We start from the raw sequence: 21037 nt of genomic DNA, 5'->3' as shown, positions 1-21037 counted from the left end.
TGATGTTTATAATTATCTATTTAACTTCTTTCTGATTCTGAAGTTAATTCTTTTAACTCCCTACCTATCTGTCCAAATCTCTTAATTAACTTATCTGATGCTAGTTCCTTATTAACGTTTATCCTTAGTCTGTTCCCTCTTAATTTCACTTCATATACCTCTTCATCCTCCAACTCTTTAGTCCATAAATAAGTATCCTCTTTTATTATCAAGTTTTCTTTTCCAAACTGATCAATTAAATATGATTTGACATTAGATTTCATATATTTCATAAAGCGTATTTTGATTCGATAATCATTATCCATGTCTAGTGTTACAAAAGATCTATAGAACTTTTTATTCTCATCATCTGTATCGTAGGTAAATGAAATTTCTGATGAGGATTTTGATGAGCTGGTTTCTGTTGTCTGTGCATTGGTTGTTAATAATCCCAATACTAAACTCGTAATAATTAAAATTAATGTTTTCATAATGTTTGTTTTTTGATTAATGATTGATATCATTCATAATATGCTTGAGTTTAATTTTTCATCCTTATGTATTATTCTGTATTGGATATTTTTTCATTAGAAAAATTCCATATAACAAGCAAGGTGAAATAAGTAAGGTAATTAAAATCGCATTTTCTAGTGAACCACTTTCACTTACAGTTTTCTTTACGGGAAGTCCAATTGTCTCAAAATCTCCTACAAAATCAATAATAGCATGGATAATAATTAAAGGATAAATTCTTTTAGTAACGACTAGTAACGTCCCGAACATAACACCAATAAATGTCGCATAAATAATTTGAGACAATTCTCCATAAAAGCCATTGTCAAAGTTTATTATATGTAGTAATCCAAAAAATAAAGAAGAAATTAATACAGATAAAATAATATTCTTTTTTGTACTACCCAGATGTTTTATTAAATAGGATTGCAAAAATCCTCTAAGACTTAATTCTTCCGCAAAACCTATTGACAATGCATATATTGCAAACACAAGAACATTAGGAGCTAGAAGTACTGTATTTATCTCATCTATCAATAACAAATTAAGCAATACTAAATAGACAAGAGGAAATAGTAAAAGGTACCATCTTTTTAGTTTTGTTTCTTTTATTCCTGCTATTTTAGAAAGTCCATTTTTTAGTATCAATAATATTGAAACTATGATCAAAAGGAGATTAGACCCAATATTTAAAAATGTATGTATTTGATATGAATCGACTCCTTTTTCTATTAATAAATCTGAAAAATATTCTCTAGACAATAAAATAGTTAGTATGGCAATTACAAAGAGTATAAGTTGATTCCAAAATTTTGAATTAATCATTTTATATGAATTTTTAGTATTATATAATGACTATAAATATTAGCAATGATTGCTATCCTATCTTGATTGTATATTTTTAAAATTAACTGTTGATATAATCTCTTTTAAATTCTTTTACAGCGTTCCATATTTTTTGTACGGAACGTATAATTTCTTTGCTTTCCTCTAAGGAGGTATTCATGAAAAATATAGCACCTACTTTTTCTTTTTTATTAAAGTACATCAAGGTCAATATTCCTGGATCAGAACCGTTATGACCCATTTTTCCAGAAGGAGAAACTTCCCAAAAATATCCGTAGTTATCCTTTAATTCTTTTTTACTATTGTACTGTTCTTTAGCTAATTTTGGGGACATCATCTCCCGAAATGACGTAGCTTTAAGTATATTATCTTCTCCATAATACCCTCTCATAAGACCTTGTAGATATAGAGACAATTCTCTGATACTACTTTTAAATCCGCCATCAGGATATGTAATTAATTTATAATTAGGGATTTTGTTACCGGCTTCTGTATAGGTAGAAGCACGATGTCCTTGGTAAATAGATTCATCCGACCAGCCAGAATTATTCATACCTAATGGATCTAAAATATATTTTTGCGTATACTCCGGAAATGACATATCCGTTGCTATTTCTATGATATACGCTAATAATGCCGATGCAATATTGGAATACTCATACCTATCACCAGGTTGATGTTTTAAAAAATTACTTTTTGTATACCATTCTCCTTTTGGAGTTAAATGATTTTTTAGAAAGCCCTCTAGACTATATGTCTTATTAGAGCTCATTACCTTCAATTCTTTGAGTTCTTTTTTAGTATAATTCTCTTTATTTAATACTACTGCATTTTCTATAACATAACTCTTTTCATATGCATCCGTATCTAAAATGGAAGATGTATGCGTAGCCAAATGTTCAACAGTAATTGGAATTTCTGGATATTTAGGATGGTTAATTTTAAATGGCAAAATATCATTTATTGGAGTATCTACTGTAAGTTTACCCTCTTCTATAGCTTTCATTAAAGCTATCCCAATAAAAGTTTTAGAAACAGAACCAATATTTTGTACTGTATTTACACTATATTTTTTATTAGTTTCTAAATCAGCATAACCAAATCCATTTTGATAAAGTATTTTATCTGGTGTCATTATAGAAACTCCAAAACCTGCTATTTTACTAGTTTTGTATATAGAATCTATTTTTTTATCAAACTGACTTACTGATGTTTGTGCGCTAATACAGAATGTAACTGTTAGACACAGAATGATACTCATTGTTCTCATAATTATTCGTTTTTTGATTGATTGATGATTGATGAAATCTATTATTCCAAATTAAACGTAAGGCCTACTCCCCTTACACTCTCTATTTTTATTTTATTATCTTGTTTAAAATATTTTCGTAACCTACTAATAAACACATCCATACTTCTACCAGAAAAGAAATCATCATTACCCCAAACATCTTTCAATAAATTTTCTCTTTTGATCATAGTGTTTTTGTGATCATACAAATACTGAATCAAAACTGTTTCTTTTTCTGTAAGTTTCTGTCGTTCTCCATTAAGTTTCAAACAGTGATTAGTTGCCTCAAACTTATAATCTCCAATAACGATAACTTCTTCGCGTACGGGCTCAATTTTCTGAGATCGTTTTAAAATATTCTGAAGCCTTAAAACTAAAATATCTGCTTCAAATGGTTTAACTATATAATCATCAGCTCCTAATTTTAACCCTCTGATTTTGTCTTCTTTCATTTTCTTTGCGGTAAGAAATACAAAAGGAATTTCTGGGTTAATCTCTATTACTTTTTCTGCTAAAGTAAATCCATCCATTTTAGGCATCATAACGTCAAATACGCAGATATCAAATTGTTCTTCGGAAAATACTTGTAAAGCCTCTTTTCCATCCTGAGCCCAAACTACACCGTATCCATGAAGCTCTAAATATTGTTTTAAAATACTTCCGAAATCAAAATCATCTTCTGCTAATAATATATGCTTCATAATTATATATGTGTCGGTATTGTAATTGTAAACGTAGTTCCTAAATCTTGTTTACTCTCTAATTTGATATTACCTTGATGTGCTTTTACTATTTGATTCGTATAAAAAAGCCCAAGACCTAAGCCTTTTACGTCATGTAGATCTCCTTTGGCTACGCGATAAAACTTTTCAAAAATCTTACGTTGTTCCTTATCCGAAATTCCTATTCCATTATCATGGATAGATATCTCATACATATCATCTTTAAGATATGTTCTAAAAACAATATCAACCTCTTCCTTACCATATTTTACTGCATTATCAAGAATATTAAGTATTGCTGTAGTAAACATAAACTTATCAATACTAAGATGTACTTCTCTAAATTCAATCTTAGAAGTAATAGTTACATTCTTATTCTGAACTGATAACTCAAAATCCTTTAAAACATTCTGAAAATAAGTATCATCTAATATCTCTTCTTTATTAAGTACTATTTCTTCGGACCCTAAGCTATTAGTAACTACCTGATCTACTAGTTTTTGTAACCTATTATTTTGACGATCCAAAATATCTAATGTATTAGAAAATGCTTCTGGAGAATTATGTATTTCGGTTTTCTTTAAACTCTTAGTAGCAATTCCTAAAGTAGCCATTGGAGTCTTAAGTTCATGAGTAATATTATTGATGAAATCCGTTTTTATATCCGCTAGTTTTTTCTGGCGAATTAAGTTTCTTATGGAATAAAACATAAGGCTTACTACAAAAAGAAACAAAACAACAGAGAAAACAAATAATGTTGCCATCTGCTTAAACACTATCTTTTTCCATCCTATAATATTGATATAATCTATAGTTCTCACTTCTATATCTAATGAGACATTTATCATATCATTATTAATTTCATTTTCATAATCCATATCAGTAAACCAACGTGCTTTACTCATAACTACTTCATCTTCTTTAGAAAACTTTTCTCCAAAAGAATAAACATTTTCTCCATTTGATTCAGAAAAAATAGAATCCATCTTTTCTCCATCAAAAATCACAATGCTTTTAATATCTTTTTTGTATTGTATATCATATTCTAAATTCCGATTTGCAATTTCTTTTTTATAATAGGCTACAAACAAATGATTTAAAGAATCTGTTATGGGTCTAAATCTATTCAGGGCCTCTTTCTTCTGAATATTATTCTTTTTATATTCTATAAGACTCTCACTTAAATAAGTATACCAAACCTCTGCTAAAGAATCCATTTCTACAGTATTATCTATAGTACTAATGGCTTTTTTAGTTTCTTTAATAAAAACATCTTTTTTTAATTGATACGTATTATGTATCAAGTAAGCTTGTATTGCACATAACGCTATTAAAGCTACCGCAGATGTAGTAATCAGTATGTTTACCTTTTTTTTCATTACAAAGATGAATTAATGATATCAATGGCTTTCTGCAATTGATCTTGGGAATCTAAGATATAATGTTTTGGGCTAAAATCTTCTCTAGGAATCCCATTTATATGAAATAACTTTTCTACTGGAAATTGAAATCCAATATTAGTTTCTGGTAGTGTATAGTTGTAAATTGCTCCTAATAAACCTCCCATATCAGTACCAACTACTTCCGCCCTATTTAATCCATCAAATCCAATGGTTATGCCTTCTCCCATACTACCAGTCCATCGTCCACAAAGAATAACTAAAGGTTTCTTATAAATTTCCCCTCTGGGAGAAACCAATTCAATAGTATTTCTCTTTACTCCATATAATTTTTCTTCATATGTAAAACTATGCTGCTGATATGGCGCTTCTTTACTTATAAAAGACCCTATAATTGCTCTCGCTACGGTAGTATTTCCTCCGCTTGGTGTATCCCTAAGATCTAAAACAATCCCTTTAGTGTTTTGAAGATTACTCAATACTTTATCAAAAGTCTTAATAGTACCATTATTACCTAGAGAATTATTGATTTTAATATAACCAATATTGTCGCCTATAACTTTGGATCCCACTAATTCAGTGGCATTGTTATTTTTTACATTTTCTATATTGAATGTTAATGAGTCATTAACATTAATACTTCTTTTCGTATTATGTGTACCTGCTAACAAAAGATTAGCCGCATACTCGTACATTTTGACAGTATGTTTTGTAACACTTTTAGGTAAAAACTTTTTTATAGCTTCTGAAATTGCAATACCATTATATCCAGTTACTTCCATTCCTAATAACAATCCAGATTTTTCTGCAGGAAAACCTTCTCTAATCCCAGATATAACAAATCGATTATTATCATATGAAACCCAAATATCAGTACCTGTAGGGATAAGTCTGCTTGAAGAAGCTAAATTTGTATTAAGACCTATATGCCCATTATACAATTCATTATTAGTCATTTCTAATAAACGAACAAAATCATCACCCCTCTGAATGGTATCTACAGAAGGTTGATAAATCCTTCTTACTTCATTCCAATCTACATTTTGAACATCAAAATAAGCGAAATATTGATCAACTGTATTCCAATAATAATCAAAGTCTTTTTGATATTTAGTTTGTGCAATAGAACTATACGTTACTAAAAAAATGATGATGATTCTAAACATTACTATTCGTTTTTTGATTGTTGATGAGATCAAATGTATAAGATAGCCTGGATCAAAACGAGAAATTAAGCATCGTTAACCGACCATTAACGTTAACAAAGTTTAGTAACCTTATAAAACAAGGAAAGGAAGAAGTTAAGTTAATACGTCCTCAAAAAAGATTAATTACTACATTTGCGAACAAATCAAACCAATCCTATATGCAAGCATATTTAAAGCTGATTAAATTTGATAATCTTATTCTTATAGCCTTAGCGCAATTGTTTATTAAATATGGTCTTTTTGAACCTTTTGATATTGACATTACATTAAATGCATTCGGAATATCACTTTTAATCGTTTCCACTATTTCCCTAGTGGCAGCAGCAAATATTATGTTACATATTCAGAATAAAGAATATGCTATTATCGAGGAAACATCTGAGGCGGTTATATCTGAAAAAATAATGAATCGTCTTTTCATAATTTTTAATGTTATAGGTGTTGCTATCGGTTTCTATTTATCAAATATCATAGGAAAACCAAAGCTTGCTGCTTTGTTCATTGTAGTATCTGGTGTATTTTATATTTATACCACATATTTAAAGGAAATTTTAGTTTTAAAAAATATACTTATTGGTGTTCTTATGGCGTTGGGATTGATTGGGGTAACTATTTTCGACTTACTTCCTGCTATCACTGAGCAAAATAGGGTTTCCCAAAAAGTAATATTCTTAATAGTAGTAGACTATTCTATTTTTGCATTCATAATAGTTACAATAAGAGAAATTCTAAAAGATTGTATACATATAGATAGAGATCATAATGCTGGATTACCTACAATACCTATTACTTTGGGAAAAGAGCGTACTACAAAACTAATTAGTGGCCTTACATTAATTCCTATTGGTTTGATTATTTATTATGTCTATACATATTTATTCAATAATTCTATCGCTGTAGTTATTGTTTTAGGATTACTAGTTGCGCCATTATTATATTTTATGTTTAAAAGTTGGGGAGCAGAAAACAACAAAGAATTTAAAACTTTAAGTCTTATCTTAAAAATAGTTTTATTTATAGCATCATTATCCCTACTACTTTATCAATTTATTCTAAAATAAGATATGCTTAAACAAGTTTTAAAAGGTTATAATTTAATTCTCGCATCAGGATCACCCAGAAGACAACAATTTTTTAAAGATTTGGATTTGGATTTCACTATTCAATTAAAAGAAGTAGATGAAATTTATCCTGATCACCTTAAAGCAGTCGAAATTTCTGATTATCTAGCTAAACTAAAAGCAGCTGAGTTTACAGATTTAAGAAAAAATGATATCCTTGTTACCAGTGATACTATTGTCTGGCATCATAATAAAGCTTTAGGAAAACCAAAAAATCTTCAGGATGCTAAAAATATGATCGCTTCTTTATCTGGAGAAACACATGAAGTAATTACATCTGTTTGTTTTAAGACTACGACTACGACAACAGTTATCAATCAAACTACGAAAGTCACTTTTAAAAAACTAAGTAGTGAAGAAATAACATACTATGTAGACACTTTTTCTCCCTTGGATAAAGCGGGTTCTTATGGAATACAAGAATGGATCGGATATATTGGAATTACAAATATAGAAGGCAGCTATTTTAATGTAATGGGATTACCTGTACAACTTGTTTATGAAACGTTAATGGAACTTGTAGAATCATAGCTTTATCGTAATTTAGTTTTACTAATTGGTAAGATTATAAGAACCTATCAACTTTATTTTGAATATAAATTTATTTCAAAATAAATACTCTAGAGAATTACAAAATCTAAAAAAATACTCCTATGAAAAAGCCATTGCTCCTTTTTGGATTACTAGGTGTTTTGATTATTATTGCTTGTAGCAATATCAAAGCAGATGAAAAGATTAAAAATATTGAAAACGAAGAAACAGTACTAACACCAGCAAAAGAACTTTCTGAAGATTTCAAGAAATACTGGTATGCTGGAAATGCAGAAATAACATCGTACAAATTGGAACAAGCCAGATATGGTGAAATGAGAGAAGGAAAAGCAGTTCTTGTATATGTTACCGAAGATTTTCTAGTAAATGAGCAAGTAAAGGCGGATTACCAAAATCCAGATAATATTCCTATTCTAAAATTAAATGCTACCAAAAAGTTTAATACTGGTATATACCCTTACTCAATTATGCAAAGTATATTTTACCCTGTTGCTAATAATCAACACGCATTAAAAGTATCTAGTTCTATGCAAGAATGGTGCGGACATGTATACGCACAATTAAATAATCGAGAAAAATATGAACTTATGTCTCACTCATATTTTCAGGGAGAAGCTGATCAAAATTTCAAATTGGACAAAGATATTCTTGAGAATGAATTATGGACTAAAATCCGAATAGATCCAGAAAACCTGCCACAAGGAGAATTAAAAATCATTCCATCACTAGAATACTGTAGACTTAAACATATAGAAATCAAGGCATATACTGCAAAAACCACACTACTAGAAGATGCCAATTATAGTACATATACCATAGAATACCCAGAACTAAATCGAAGTATTAGTATTTCCTTTACCACTTCCTTTCCGCATGAAATAGAAAGCTGGACAGAAACTTTTAAAAGTGGTTTTGGTTCTAATGCAAAAGAATTAGTTACCAAAGCAACTAAACTAAAAAGTATAAAATCTCCTTATTGGAGCAAGAATAGTAACAAAGATGAAGTCTTAAGACAAGAATTAGGACTTTAATTTTTTTCAAAAAGATCTACTTAAATTAATAATATAATTATGAAATTAACTGAAACAGAAATTACAAGCCGATTAAAAACAATGGATGGTTGGGAATATGAAGACAATGCACTTCATACTTCTTTTGAGTTTGAGAACTTTAAGGATGCTTTTTCTGCTATGTCACGCATAGCATTCGAGGCAGAAGCTTTAAATCATCATCCTGATTGGTCTAATGTGTACAATGTAGTAAACATATCGTTATCTACTCATGATGCCGATGGCGTTACTGAAAATGACTTTAAATTAGCCAGAGCAATTGATGGAATTGTAGAGGAAGAATAAAATATAAATCAGAAATGAATATCGATTTGTGAAACTTTTTGTTTCTACTTATGTTTGTATTCAGATTTTAAATTTAGATTATGGGAAGAGCTTTTGAGTTCAGAAAGGCACGTAAAATGAAACGTTGGTCGGCAATGTCCAAAGCATTTACACGTATTGGTAAAGATATTGTAATGGCTGTAAAAGAAGGTGGTCCAGATCCAGCTTCTAACTCACGTTTAAGGGCTGTAATACAGAATGCAAAATCTGTAAACATGCCTAAAGATAATGTAGAGCGTGCCATTAAAAAAGCCTCTGACAAAGATCAAAGCGATTATAAAGAAGTACTTTTTGAAGGATATGCACCTCATGGTATTGCTATTCTTGTAGAAACTGCTACTGATAATAATAACCGAACGGTTGCTAACGTACGATCATATTTTAATAAATGTGATGGTAACTTAGGTACATCAGGATCTGTAGAGTTTATGTTTGATCATAGCTGTAATTTTAGAATTAATGGAGAAGGTCTGGACCCAGAAGAATTAGAACTAGAATTCATTGATTTTGGAGCAGAAGAAGTATTCCAAGACGAAGATGGTATTCTAATCTATGCCCCTTTTGGAAGTTTTGGAGCGATACAGAAAGAACTAGAAAGTAGAGAAATTGAAATTTTATCTTCTGGATTCGAACGTATACCACAGGTAACTAAAAAACTTACTGCAGAACAAGCTGCTGACGTAGAAAAACTTTTAGAAAAAATAGAAGAAGATGATGATGTACAAAATGTATATCATACTATGGAAGAATCTTCTTCTGACGAATAACTAAAAGTATAACCACACCTTATAAAAAGACTGTCTATAAAAGACAGTCTTTTTTGTTATGTTTAATTACTCTTTTCGACAAATTAAAAAATCAATATGATTATGAAAAAATGGATTTTTTTAGTGTTTATCTTAATAGGGTTATTTTCTCAAGCTCAAAATATGACTAATGAGATATTAGGTGAAATAATTACTCGAAAAGCAGATACATTAGCAGGAATCACTGGTAACTGGCAATTAGTATATAAAGACACGCCAATGTTATGTGTTACGGATCAGAAAAATAATAGGATGCGTATCATAGCCCCGATTATGGAATCAAAAAATTTAGATAAAGATTTATTGCTAGATTCTATGACTGCTAATTTTCACTCAGCATTAGATGTAAAGTACGCCATTTCTAATGGTATTCTTTGGTCAGCTTATGTTCATCCGTTAAAAGAACTTACCACAGAACAGGTAGAAAGTGCTATCTCACAAGTATATTATGCTGCTAAAACTTTTGGAACAACATTTTCTAGCACTGAATTGCTTTTTGGAGCTGGTGCATTAGAAGAAAAAAAGAAAGAACCAAAAAAAGAGATAATTAAAAAGGAAAATACTGAAAAATTCTAAACTTCGGATTCGGGCTCAAAACTATATGCCGGAATCTTACCTTTTACACCTTTAAAGAAAGTATACATAAATTGTAAATCTTTATCAAGATCATTTGTTGGGTAAAAAGGATCAGAAATTACTATTTGTTTCTTTCCAAAATCAAAAGCAACCATAATAATAGGAACTTCTGCAGCCACAGCTATATAATAGAAACCTGTTTTCCAAGTAGACACTTTTTTTCTAGTTCCTTCTGGAGCTAATGTTAATCTAAGCTCATCTCGTTTCTCAAATTCCTTTGCTATTGCTTCGACTTTATTTTGCCCTGGAGTTCTATCTAAAGCTATTCCACCAACTTTCCTAAAATACCAACCAAATGGCCATCTAAAAAGTTCTTTCTTTCCCATAAAACTAATTTTTACACCGTTTATCTTCCGGATTAACAACCCTAAATAAAAGTCGTGCCAACTAGTGTGAGGTACTGCTATAACAACACATTTCTTAATAGTTTCACTACTGAAATCTCCTATCATCTTCCATCCCATTATTTTATAAAATATAAAAGATGCTAGTCTCATCATAGTAACTTTAAGTATTAAAGATTAATTATAAAGTACGATAAATGTCTTTAAGTTTATCGGCATTAATCTGTTCTTGCCAATTCTTTCCTAATGCATTTTCCCATAAAGGCACTAGACCAAGAGCAACAGAAGCCATTGTATCTAATTGTTCTTCAGAGGCATTAGCACAAACTCCGACCGGTAAATCAATTTTATGAACTTCTTTCATTTTCTTAAAAAGAGCCACACCTTCTGGATAATAATCTCCTAGTTTATCAAACACGATACAATTACCAATTCCGTGCTTAGTACCCAAAACATATGCTAATCCATAGCTCATAGCGTGAGCAACTCCAACTTGGGAATATGCTATACTCATTCCTCCATGCCAAGAAGCCATCATTAATTTAGCATCTGCTTCCTCTTTATCCAATGTATCTTCTAGAAAAATTTCTTTACAAAGATCGTATGCTTTTTCACCATAACTTTGACTAAAAGCATTAAGATATGTTCCTTTTAAAGATTCTATACAATGAATATAACAATCCATGCCGGTATAGAACCATTGATCTTTAGGAACATCTTTTATTAATTCTGGATCCAAAATTACTTGATCAAAAGGTGTAAAATCAGAATTAATACCTAATTTTTTTTCAGGACCTGTCAATACTGTTGTTCTTGACACCTCTGCTCCTGTACCAGAAATTGTTGGAATCCCTACGTGATATACAGCTTTATTGTCTACCAGATCCCAACCTTGGTATTCTGTAGCACTTCCTGTATTATTCATCATTATAGCTACCGCTTTTGCTAGATCCATTATAGATCCACCACCGATACCTATAATACCACTTGGTGTAAAACTGTATGTGTTTTTAAAATCAGAAACTAATTGATCTACTTGAGAAGTTTTAGGTTCATCTTTTGTGGAAACATACACTATACTATCATTACCTGATAACTGTATTCTATCTTCTATAAATGCTTTGTTATTTTCAAAAACATCATCAACAAGATAGATAAAAGGGGCTCCATTTTTTCTTTCAGAAGAGAGGATTTGTCCTAGTTGATTAAAAGATCCTTTACCAAAAACCACTCTTGGCACCATAGGAAAATTCTTATGGATAGATTCTTTAATTTTAGGAGTAACCATAGATGTACTATTCAAAAGATTTTGTTTATTAATTAAATTCCTTGCTTTTTCTAAATCTTCAGGGGTATCTATTTCCACACCTTCATGGTGTGTCTCTATCATTTTAATATTCTTACCATATTCTAGATACCTAATACATTCAATTTTTTCAGAAGCTTCTAAAGTTCTCATCGGTAGGCGATAAAAATCAAGAATTGCTTGCTTTCTAAATGCATAAATACCTTTATGTTTAAAATACGTATGATTAATTTCTTTATCTCTAGGATATGGTATTGGAGCTCTTGAGAAATATAGGGCATAATCATCTTCGTCTACAATCACCTTAACACTATTTGGGTTAACAATATCGTCCCAATCAGTCATTGGTGTCATAAGACTTGCCAAATCAATTTTATCAGCGTCTTCACCTTGAAACACTTCTAAAACCTTTTCTAGACTTTCTCTTTCTGTGAAGGGTTCATCCCCTTGAACATTAACGACAATGTCAATATCCATGTTTTCTACTGCTTCTGCTATTCTATCGCTACCACAGTCGTGCTCTTTAATACTCATAATGGCTTTACCGCCATGAGAAGTAATTTCTTTAAATATAATCTCGCTATCCGTCACTACGTATACTTCACTAAATAGTGAGGTACTTACTGCAGCTTCATATGTTCTTAAAATGACAGATTTTCCCTCAAGATCTTGCATTAATTTCCCAGGAAATCGGGAAGCAGCGTATCTCGCAGGAATCATTGCGATAGTTTTCAAGTTAGTATTGTTCAAAATTGCTTGCTTTTGCAGGTCAAAAATAACTTTTTTAAATCGATTTTCCAGAAGAGCGGGAGAATAGTTTTTTATAAACTTTTCTTAAACCAAAAAACAACAGTATTACCATAATTATGGCTATGAACGGAAGAAAAACGGATAATACCGACATAATCGTTGCTGTACCTGTTTCTACCGTAGCGATTATAGGATTAGCTAATCCACCCGTTGTAGCGGATGATGTTAATCTTGATGCTCCCATTGTGCTTTTTACAGTTGCCGCTGTTCCTCCACCTGCAATAATAGCAAGAGCCCAAGTAACTACAGGACTCAAATTCGCAACAGTCGATACCATAACTGCCGTCCCTGCTATTGCTGCAAGCGGAATTGCTATAGTATCTAACAAATTATCAAACCAAGGAATATAGTAAGCTAATATTTCGACTACTGTAGCTATAGATAAAACGATTAATGCCGTGTTACTCCCTACCCACTCCCAGTCAGAATTTAATGGAATAGCACCATAATGTCCTGCTAAACTAACCGCTAACAAAGGTAAAAAAACCCTAAATCCAACAGACGCGGCTAATCCAACTCCTAAACATATACTTATTATTGTTTCTTGCATTTGAAAAAAAATTAATTTTCGATAAAAAAATCATCCTTAAATCCGATAAGATACAATTTTTCTTTAGCTCTAGTGACCGCTGTATACAACCATCGTAAATAATCTTTATTAACACCGTCCGGAAGATATGGTTGTTCTATAAATACAGTATCCCATTGTCCTCCTTGCGATTTATGACAAGTAATTGCATAAGAAAACTTTACTTGTAATCCGTTAAAAAATTTATTGTTTTTAACACCTAAAAACTTCTTATACTTAGATTTTTCTCCTTCAAAATCTTTCATCACTTCCTGATACAGTTTATTAGAATCTTCATAGGATAAAGAAGGACTCTCAGAAGTTAAGGTATCTAAAATAAGAACTGTTTCCAACGGTTTCTGATCTGGGTAATCAACCATTACAACCTTAACTTCAGCAAAACGAAATCCATATAATTCCTTTATTGCATATATCTCTAAAATTTTAATAATGTCTCCATTCGCAATAAACCCTGCCTCGCTCTTATTATCCAACCAGAAGTAATTATTTTTTACAACCATCAAATAATCTCCTGAAGAGAGTTCCTCTTCTTGAAAAAGTATTCTAGATCTAATTTGTTGATTGTAAATATTCGCTCTTTTATTGGATCTTAATATAATGACTGATTCTTCATGACCTGAACTAGCATACGAATCATTCAAGGCATCCATTATATCGTGTCCATCAATAAGTCTAACGATATCAGGGTATCCTTGTACGTCAAACTGAAAAGATTCATAAAAGCCATCATTTAATAATTCCCTTAGTGAAGTTGCGTTCATTAAAACACCACTATTTTCTGCCTGTCTTACTACTTCGTCTAATTCAATCTGTATGACATCCTTATTAAACCCCATCGATAATGTATCTGGATCTAATGCTGGACTTACCTCTAATTTTACAGGTGGTAACTGCGCAGTATCTCCAATAAATAAAATTTTACAATTATGACCAGAATACACATACATCATTAAATCATCTAGCAAAGACCCATTCTCAAACAATTTACTATCACTAGGTGTATCAGGGATCATAGAAGCTTCATCTACAATAAAAATAGTATTCCTGCTTTTATTTTGTTTTAACTGAAAAGCAAGTCCACCACTACTATTTTTTTTAGGATAATAAATATTTCTGTGTATTGTCTGTGCGTGTCGCCCAGAATAGTTGCTAATCACCTTTGCAGCACGACCTGTAGGAGCCAATAAAACGGAACTTAGCTTCGCTTTCCATAAGTTTTTCACTAAAGTTCCTATTAAAGTTGTTTTTCCTGTTCCAGCGTACCCTTTTAATAAAAAAAGTGAATCTTTTGTGCCTGACAAAATAAAAGTAGAAAGCTTCTGAAGTACAATATCCTGTTTTAGAGTCAGTTCAAAAGGAAAATCATCTTTTAATAATTGATAAAACTCTGTTTCCCTCATGAAATATACGTATTCCTTAAATCCATAATCTGTTAATAAATCAAAGATAGTAATGATTTTTTGGCTATAAACTTTTACGATTAAAAAAAAATTGTAGATTTGCGTATACACTAATGTCTAAAAGCTAAATTATAAAATGAAAATTGTTCTTCAATTAGTTCTATGGGTAGTTATCGCAGCCTTGGGATACATGGTATACGATTCTGTAATGGGTCCTGTAAGATTCAATAAAGTAAAAAAGGTGCGTTATGCAAAAGCCATCGAAAACCTTAGAGATATCCGACAAGCAGAATTAGCCCATAAAACGGTAGTTGGTAAATTTGAAAAAGATCCAACCAAATTAATTGCTTTTATAGATACAGCAAAGTTTACACTTACACAACGTAGAGATTCTAGTTTTGTAGCATTCAACAAAATATTACAAATTGATGAGCCAAGAGATACTGTTGTAGTAGATACACTTGGTTATGCCTCTGTTAAAGATTCTTTATTTAAAGGAAGTGATCGATACAAAACAATGATGAATGTTCCTGTAGATGGTAAAGATGCTAAGTTTGATCTTGACGCTGGCTTTATCGATAAGAATGGAATTCGAGTAAGCGTTTTTGAAGCAAGAGTAGCAAAAGATATTTTACTACACGATCTTGATAAAGATTTATTGTTCCAAGAAAAGCAAGTAGTATCAGTAGAAGGTGTAGATGGACCTTTTTTATCAGTAGGTTCTATGCAAGAAGTAAATACCACAGGTAATTGGCCAAAAACGTATGACTCAAATACAAAACAGGAGTAACACCACAGGTAATACAAAATATACATTGTCCATTCAGGTAAGCTTGAATGGACTTTCTTTTTGTGCAGTAAATTCTGAAAATGAAATTATTACTTTAGAACAGGATAATTTTGGTATACGTTTATCTCCTGAACAAGTATTAAACAAAATCAAATATATTCTTGATCACAATACACATTTAAAATATGATTTTGAAACTGTAGAGGTAATTTATCAAAATGATCTGTACACTTCAGTTCCTAAAGCTTTATTTGATCCTGAGCTTCTAAAAGATTATTTAAAATACAATATCAAGGTATTAGAAAATGATTTTATAGCGTATGATGAACTAAATCAGCATGAGATAGTAATTGTGTATATTCCCTACACCAACATCACCAATTTCTTTTTTGAAACATTTGGATCGTTTACCTACAAACACTGCTCAACCATACTAATTGACAATATTTTATCTAGAGAAAAAAATAGCGAAAACACCAAAGTTTATGCTCATATGAACTCTACATCTTTCGATTTAGTTGTTGTTACTAAAGGAAAATTGGTTTTGAGCAATTCATACATACATGAAACTGATGAAGATTTTCTGTATTATGTAATGTTTGCTGCAGAACAATTAAGATTAAACCCTGAAGAATTACAACTAGTTTTTCTAGGAGATATTTCTAAAGACAGTTCTTATTATACTATAGCTCATAAGTATATTAGAAATGTGAGTTTTGGAAATAGAAACAACTCCGTACAGCTACCAGAAACAACAACTCCTATTGCTGAGCACGAACATTTTGTTTTACTAAGTCATTTTTGATATGAGAATTATTTCAGGAAAATATAAAGGAAAAAGATTACAGGCTCCAAAAAAACTGCCAGTACGGCCTACAACAGATATGGCCAAAGAAGGATTATTTAATATTCTAAACCATCATTATGTTTTTTCTCAGGTAACTTTATTAGATCTTTTTGCTGGAACAGGAAATATCAGTTATGAATTTGCCTCACGTGGATCAGAAAACATCACATCAGTCGATACTAACTATGGATGTGTCGGCTATATAAAGAATATTGCCAAAGAACTTGATTTCAACATTGAAACTATAAAAAGTGATGTCTATAGTTATTTAGAAAAAGTAAAAAGAAAATCTGACATCATATTTGCAGACCCTCCTTATGATTTCGGCACGGAGCAGTTTACCAAAATTGCCGAATTGGTTTTTGCTAATGACCTACTCAATGAAGAAGGTATTTTAATCATCGAACATTCTAAACACACATCTCTAGAGAATGCTCCTAATTTTAGAAATGCTCGTAAATACGGCGGATCCGTTTTTAGTTTTTTTGAAAAAGAGCAATCCTAAAAATTTATTAAAAGATTCATAAGGATCCTTTTAACTTAAACACAACTTTGGTCCACACAATTTTGTAGAACTTCCACAAAGTTGTTATTCATACTAGCGAAGAATTTATCTTGAACATGATATAACAAATTAAATTTTTCACATTATGATTAACAAAATCAAAAATTTAGGAACCTCTTTAAACAAAGAACAACAAAAGGAAATCAATGGTGGAAACATTGCTGGTAGAAGATGCAACAGTAATTCTGACTGTTGGAATATGTCTCCTTTTTTAGGACCTGGAGATGTTTCATGTAGATACAGTACATTTTCTGCACACAAAGTATGTCTATTTAATTAAGAAAGAATATTTCTTATAATACTAAAAGGAGTCTTATGATACATTTGGCTCCTTTTTTAGTACCAAATAGTTTATTTGTTTTTCTTCTTAGGAGAAACTCTAAATTCTCTTCTAGCCTTTATTTTATTATATAATAAAACTACTATAACTACAAGTCCTAATAATGCAAAACCTCCTTTTCCGAGAAGATACTCTATAATATCCATATTCTTTTTGTGTACAGTCGGTGAAGAAGAAGTATACTTACAAACACATAGTAAAGTAAATCTATGGTTATTTTTAATTATCCAGCCATTACAGAAGTCCGGATAGAATACTCGTCAATGGTAGAGAGGTTACTAAGGGAATGAATCTGACTCGATGTATTACTTATAATATCTTCATAATACGCTAATGTTTTTGCATCAAAACCAGGTGTATCTTCTGCCGTAATTTTAAATATATCCATCTGATAAATAAAATTATTCAGGATATGATGGCTAGAAGATAACATTGCCTTATAAATCTTTAATTTTGCATTTTCTAATTTGATTTTTTTTACACGTCTACGCATATCAAAGATCAAGAAAACAGAAAATATCATAAGGGGAAGAATAAATTCGCCAAAATTAAACTGTTCTATACTAGCTAAAAAAGATAATACTAATTCGAAAAGATCAAGTTCTAAAAAAATAGATGAGAAATACAGGAATGCGGATATTGCAAATCCGATAATCGTTAGTTTGTAGTTGTTCATTATAGGGGGTAATGAGTTTTAATATTCGCGTGATTTGATATGTTTTTTTTTATTTATTATGATTATTCACAATCCATGTGTTAATTAAATCATATTAGGGTCCAATCGTTAAGCCTGATAAATGTACACAAAATTTTAATAAAAAAACCGTTTAGATACAATTTATTAACAATGCATGCATAGTTATTCACAATTTGATTATGTTTAAGATATGTGTAGTGCATGATAAACAATCTCTTTACAAGAAAAATATTATAAAAAAAAAAAAAAAACAGAAAGCAACTTCGTGCGAAGTTGCTTTCTGTTTTTTTAAGTGTACAAAATCCGACTACGGTACACATACCCCTATGAAACCGTAGTCATTGATTATTTTAGTAATTACGTGTTCAATAAATGCCTACCATAATTATTGAATTATGTTCTTACTATTAGTAAGTGTCATTAAACCAAATTTTGTTACTGTCGTTTTTAATATTTTTTTATTTTATTTTTTAATTCAATATTATTCTACTGAATATCGGGTAGCAATCACTCTAGCGCCAGAATGGGTAATTCTTTCTACAGATATGTACATTTTGTACAATCATATGTGGATACAGAAATAGAAAAAATACATAATAAATTGGAAGTTTATTAAGCTTTTTTCTATCGTTTACAAACAACAAAGCCAATAGAAATAGCGGCTTTGTTGTTTGTAAATCATTCTCAGAGTATGGTCGCTGGCGCAAGTTTGCAACTTGTGCATAAGCCTTTTATTATACTAATCCAAAGAAATAACCATCACTGTCTATTCTTAAAACAGTATGATCTTCTTGATAATTTTTTGCACTACTATACTTCCAACCTATAGGATCCGTTACAAAACCAGATAGGACCGGATTATTATGAATATAATCTATTTTTTGTTCAATCACCTTATCCGTCCATAACTCAATAGGTTTATTATGATGTTGCCAAAATTGATATTTGTGTACATTCCCTTGCTTCTTACCTGCCTGTTCGAACATCCACAATAACCATTCTTTTCTGCTTTCTTGTGGATTTTTTTCTATAGTTTCAATTACTTTCTTTGAAGTATATCGCTTAAAATCTCTTAGTAATTCCATTGGTTGTTCATTACTGGATCTAAAAACAAAATGTATGTGACTAGGCATAAAACAATATGCATATACTTCCATTCCTTTTTCTTTTCTGCAATAGTCTACACTTTCTGCTAATACATCAAAATATATTTGTCTAGTAAATACATCTATCCAGTATACCGTAGCAAAAGAGACAAAATAGAGCCCTTTTTTATTATGAAATTTATATTTTCTACTCATTAATAACCCTCTTATATATACTAGTGTTAGTCGATAAAGAATTGTTACCTAGTAAAAATGAATATTTGATGAAACTTAGATTGTTGGTACTAGTTTACAACAAGTGTCTACTAATACATTATTATTTATAAACACAAAAGCTACTCTATATATAATTCGAACAGCATTTTTTAGTTTTTTTGCTACCGCTCGACTCCTGTCGAGTGGACATAAGAGTAAACAAAAAATTCACAAACAATAAAAGATAAAAACTAACTATTACAATTGGTTTTTATCTTTTTATATTATGTATTTCTTAACAGATATGGTACCCGACAGAGTCGAGCACTAGCAAGCAATCATTCGAGCGCCATCAGGGGACAGAGTCGAGCACTAGCGAGCAATAATACGAGCGCCATCAGGGGGTATTTCTTAACAGATACGGTACCCGGCAGAGTCGAGCATCAGCCATAATTCATTCGAGCGCTATCAGGGTACTATTAAAAATACTCTCATTTATTCTTGACCTGTAAAAGTAGATGTTCTTTTGCTACCGCTCGACTCCTGTCGAGTGGACATAAGAGTTAACAAAAATTCACAAACAATAAAAGATAAAAGCTACCGGTTACAGTAGCTCTTATCTTTTTATATTATACATTTTCTAACTGATACGGTACCCGACAGAGTCGAGCACTAGCGATCACTCATTCGAGTGCCATCTGGGGCCATCAGAAGAGTACTAGAGCAAACTAATTTCCTATAGCATCTAGAAAACCATCATTTTTAGCAAAAATAACAACCTTAAACCTACCATTTGTAATTTCTAGCATATCACTAGGATCTGAAGAATTATATACTTTACAATTAAAAACACCTTCTGCTACATGAAAAAACTTATAAAGATCTCCTGCTATTAACTCTTGCTGTAATTCTATAGAAGTAATCCTAAAACCACTACCTGTTTGATCTCCATATTTTGTAGAATAATCCTCACCATTAAGAACATACACATATTCTATCCCTTTACCAAAACTGGTATTATCAATATATGATTCATTACCTACTACAAAAAGTTCTTTAAATACTGCCAACTCTGCATCTGAACCACAAGAACCATCATAAAAAGCATTGAAATTAAAATAACTACTTGGTAAAACCGCATCATTAATAGCTGTAAAGCCAGCATCATATGAGTATACACAATTACTGTTCCCTATGATATCTATACCGCCACTAGCTAATGTGTATGTAGGTATTGTCGTGGATCCTTCATTTACTCCAGCATCAAATCCCACTCCATCAAGATCCGCAACAATAAAAAAATCAAAACTTGATCCACTTCCTGCATCTCCATCATCACTAGAACAGCCAACGGTAAAAACACTAATTAATAATAATACAAGTAAAATTTTGGGTACTCTTTTTTTCATTTTTATTTATTTTGGGTTATTAATTATTGTCCACCCATTTCTAGGTAGCTTTTATCTTATATTTCATTTCTTACTCTTATCTAATTACTCTTACCGCTTACTCACAAACGGTACTAGCATGGATGCTAGCACTAGCGATCATTACGAGATGCTCGCGCCATCAGGGGGAAA

The 21037-nt window shown here is 31.0% G+C and carries 24 protein-coding genes and 1 pseudogene; 10 read left to right on the top strand and 15 right to left on the bottom strand.

Annotated features, from left to right (window positions below; genetic code table 11):
• Positions 1 to 20: 20 nt before the first annotated feature.
• From BMY33_RS01150 to BMY33_RS01125, 6 genes are all read right to left on the bottom strand, one after another.
• Positions 21 to 470 carry a hypothetical protein gene (locus BMY33_RS01150; RefSeq protein WP_091404375.1) on the bottom strand — a complete coding sequence of 150 codons (450 nt, stop codon included), beginning with the start codon at positions 468 to 470 and terminating at the stop codon, positions 21 to 23.
• A 64-nt stretch (positions 471 to 534) separates the two neighbouring features.
• On the bottom strand, positions 535 to 1317 hold the full coding sequence (locus BMY33_RS01145) for a CPBP family intramembrane glutamic endopeptidase (RefSeq protein WP_091404373.1): 783 nt from the start codon (positions 1315 to 1317) through the stop codon (positions 535 to 537).
• Positions 1318 to 1399: 82 nt separating this feature from the next.
• A complete protein-coding gene (locus BMY33_RS01140; RefSeq protein WP_091404371.1) occupies positions 1400 to 2608 on the bottom strand; it encodes a serine hydrolase domain-containing protein in 1209 nt (402 codons plus the stop codon).
• 41 nt (positions 2609 to 2649) lie between these two features.
• On the bottom strand, positions 2650 to 3330 hold the full coding sequence (locus BMY33_RS01135) for a response regulator transcription factor (protein WP_091404369.1): 681 nt from the start codon (positions 3328 to 3330) through the stop codon (positions 2650 to 2652).
• Between the two features lie 2 nt (positions 3331 to 3332).
• Entirely contained in the window at positions 3333 to 4730 is a 1398-nt protein-coding gene (locus BMY33_RS01130) for a sensor histidine kinase (RefSeq protein WP_091404366.1), read from the bottom strand.
• Positions 4730 to 5917 (bottom strand): S41 family peptidase, encoded by a 1188-nt coding sequence (locus BMY33_RS01125; protein WP_091404363.1) that lies wholly within the window; start codon positions 5915 to 5917, stop codon positions 4730 to 4732. The genes BMY33_RS01130 and BMY33_RS01125 overlap by 1 nt, the downstream gene beginning before the upstream one ends.
• 200 nt (positions 5918 to 6117) lie before the next feature.
• Here BMY33_RS01125 and BMY33_RS01120 point away from each other — a divergent pair, with 200 nt between their 5' ends.
• The 6 genes from BMY33_RS01120 (at position 6118) to BMY33_RS01095 (ending at position 10408) form a co-directional block, all read left to right on the top strand.
• Complete coding sequence (locus tag BMY33_RS01120) at positions 6118 to 7020, top strand: geranylgeranylglycerol-phosphate geranylgeranyltransferase (RefSeq protein ID WP_091404360.1); 903 nt, start codon at positions 6118 to 6120, stop codon at positions 7018 to 7020.
• 3 nt (positions 7021 to 7023) lie between these two features.
• Entirely contained in the window at positions 7024 to 7611 is a 588-nt protein-coding gene (locus tag BMY33_RS01115; RefSeq protein WP_091404356.1) for a Maf-like protein, read from the top strand.
• Positions 7612 to 7733: 122 nt separating this feature from the next.
• Positions 7734 to 8663 carry a septum formation inhibitor Maf gene (locus tag BMY33_RS01110; RefSeq protein ID WP_091404350.1) on the top strand — a complete coding sequence of 310 codons (930 nt, stop codon included), beginning with the start codon at positions 7734 to 7736 and terminating at the stop codon, positions 8661 to 8663.
• A gap of 36 nt (positions 8664 to 8699) precedes the next feature.
• Positions 8700 to 8987, top strand: a complete 288-nt coding sequence (locus tag BMY33_RS01105) for a 4a-hydroxytetrahydrobiopterin dehydratase (RefSeq protein ID WP_091404345.1) — start codon at positions 8700 to 8702, stop codon at positions 8985 to 8987.
• Between the two features lie 80 nt (positions 8988 to 9067).
• Positions 9068 to 9793, top strand: coding sequence for a YebC/PmpR family DNA-binding transcriptional regulator (locus tag BMY33_RS01100; protein ID WP_091404339.1), 726 nt, complete (start codon positions 9068 to 9070; stop codon positions 9791 to 9793).
• Between the two features lie 102 nt (positions 9794 to 9895).
• Positions 9896 to 10408, top strand: a complete 513-nt coding sequence (locus tag BMY33_RS01095) for a hypothetical protein (protein WP_244542958.1) — start codon at positions 9896 to 9898, stop codon at positions 10406 to 10408.
• Here the strand turns inward: BMY33_RS01095 and BMY33_RS01090 are convergent.
• The 5 genes and pseudogenes from BMY33_RS01090 to BMY33_RS01075 all read right to left on the bottom strand — a co-directional run bounded on the left by BMY33_RS01090 (position 10405) and on the right by BMY33_RS01075 (position 14917).
• Positions 10405 to 10968: a 1-acyl-sn-glycerol-3-phosphate acyltransferase gene (locus BMY33_RS01090; protein ID WP_091404333.1), complete on the bottom strand. Its 564-nt coding sequence runs from the start codon at positions 10966 to 10968 to the stop codon at positions 10405 to 10407. The genes BMY33_RS01095 and BMY33_RS01090 overlap by 4 nt on opposite strands.
• 25 nt (positions 10969 to 10993) lie before the next feature.
• Positions 10994 to 12055 carry an iron-containing alcohol dehydrogenase family protein gene (locus tag BMY33_RS23955; protein ID WP_244542977.1) on the bottom strand — a complete coding sequence of 354 codons (1062 nt, stop codon included), beginning with the start codon at positions 12053 to 12055 and terminating at the stop codon, positions 10994 to 10996.
• Between the two features lie 78 nt (positions 12056 to 12133).
• Positions 12134 to 12838 (bottom strand): annotated as a pseudogene (gene kdsB / locus BMY33_RS23950) (3-deoxy-manno-octulosonate cytidylyltransferase); the annotation flags it as partial.
• 64 nt (positions 12839 to 12902) lie between these two features.
• Complete coding sequence (locus BMY33_RS01080) at positions 12903 to 13478, bottom strand: DUF4126 domain-containing protein (RefSeq protein WP_091404326.1); 576 nt, start codon at positions 13476 to 13478, stop codon at positions 12903 to 12905.
• Between the two features lie 11 nt (positions 13479 to 13489).
• A complete protein-coding gene (locus BMY33_RS01075; RefSeq protein ID WP_091404323.1) occupies positions 13490 to 14917 on the bottom strand; it encodes an ATP-dependent DNA helicase in 1428 nt (475 codons plus the stop codon).
• Between the two features lie 136 nt (positions 14918 to 15053).
• On the opposite strand from BMY33_RS01075, the gene BMY33_RS01070 reads away from it, so the two are divergent.
• The 4 genes from BMY33_RS01070 to BMY33_RS01055 all read left to right on the top strand — a co-directional run bounded on the left by BMY33_RS01070 (position 15054) and on the right by BMY33_RS01055 (position 17399).
• Positions 15054 to 15707: a hypothetical protein gene (locus BMY33_RS01070; protein ID WP_091404320.1), complete on the top strand. Its 654-nt coding sequence runs from the start codon at positions 15054 to 15056 to the stop codon at positions 15705 to 15707.
• The gene (locus tag BMY33_RS01065; RefSeq protein ID WP_091404314.1) at positions 15682 to 16512 is read left to right on the top strand and encodes a DUF3822 family protein; all 831 of its coding nucleotides are present in this window, start codon (positions 15682 to 15684) and stop codon (positions 16510 to 16512) included. The genes BMY33_RS01070 and BMY33_RS01065 overlap by 26 nt, the downstream gene beginning before the upstream one ends.
• 1 nt (position 16513) lies before the next feature.
• Positions 16514 to 17059 (top strand): RsmD family RNA methyltransferase, encoded by a 546-nt coding sequence (locus BMY33_RS01060; RefSeq protein ID WP_091404307.1) that lies wholly within the window; start codon positions 16514 to 16516, stop codon positions 17057 to 17059.
• Positions 17060 to 17204: 145 nt separating this feature from the next.
• Positions 17205 to 17399 (top strand): hypothetical protein, encoded by a 195-nt coding sequence (locus tag BMY33_RS01055; RefSeq protein WP_091404304.1) that lies wholly within the window; start codon positions 17205 to 17207, stop codon positions 17397 to 17399.
• Between the two features lie 71 nt (positions 17400 to 17470).
• Here the strand turns inward: BMY33_RS01055 and BMY33_RS23865 are convergent, their stop codons facing one another.
• From BMY33_RS23865 to BMY33_RS01040, 4 genes are all read right to left on the bottom strand, one after another.
• Entirely contained in the window at positions 17471 to 17605 is a 135-nt protein-coding gene (locus tag BMY33_RS23865) for a hypothetical protein (RefSeq protein ID WP_280139498.1), read from the bottom strand.
• Between the two features lie 77 nt (positions 17606 to 17682).
• Positions 17683 to 18135 carry a hypothetical protein gene (locus tag BMY33_RS01050; protein WP_091404302.1) on the bottom strand — a complete coding sequence of 151 codons (453 nt, stop codon included), beginning with the start codon at positions 18133 to 18135 and terminating at the stop codon, positions 17683 to 17685.
• Positions 18136 to 18890: 755 nt separating this feature from the next.
• Positions 18891 to 19457 carry an REP-associated tyrosine transposase gene (locus tag BMY33_RS01045; protein ID WP_091404299.1) on the bottom strand — a complete coding sequence of 189 codons (567 nt, stop codon included), beginning with the start codon at positions 19455 to 19457 and terminating at the stop codon, positions 18891 to 18893.
• Positions 19458 to 20185: 728 nt separating this feature from the next.
• Positions 20186 to 20866, bottom strand: a complete 681-nt coding sequence (locus BMY33_RS01040) for a hypothetical protein (RefSeq protein WP_091404298.1) — start codon at positions 20864 to 20866, stop codon at positions 20186 to 20188.
• Between the last annotated feature and the right edge of the window lie 171 nt (positions 20867 to 21037).

The sequence above is a fragment of the Aquimarina amphilecti genome (genome assembly GCF_900109375.1).
In the GTDB taxonomy this organism is placed as follows: Bacteria; Bacteroidota; Bacteroidia; order Flavobacteriales; family Flavobacteriaceae; genus Aquimarina; species Aquimarina amphilecti.
This window is presented reverse-complemented; position numbering and strand designations above follow the sequence as displayed.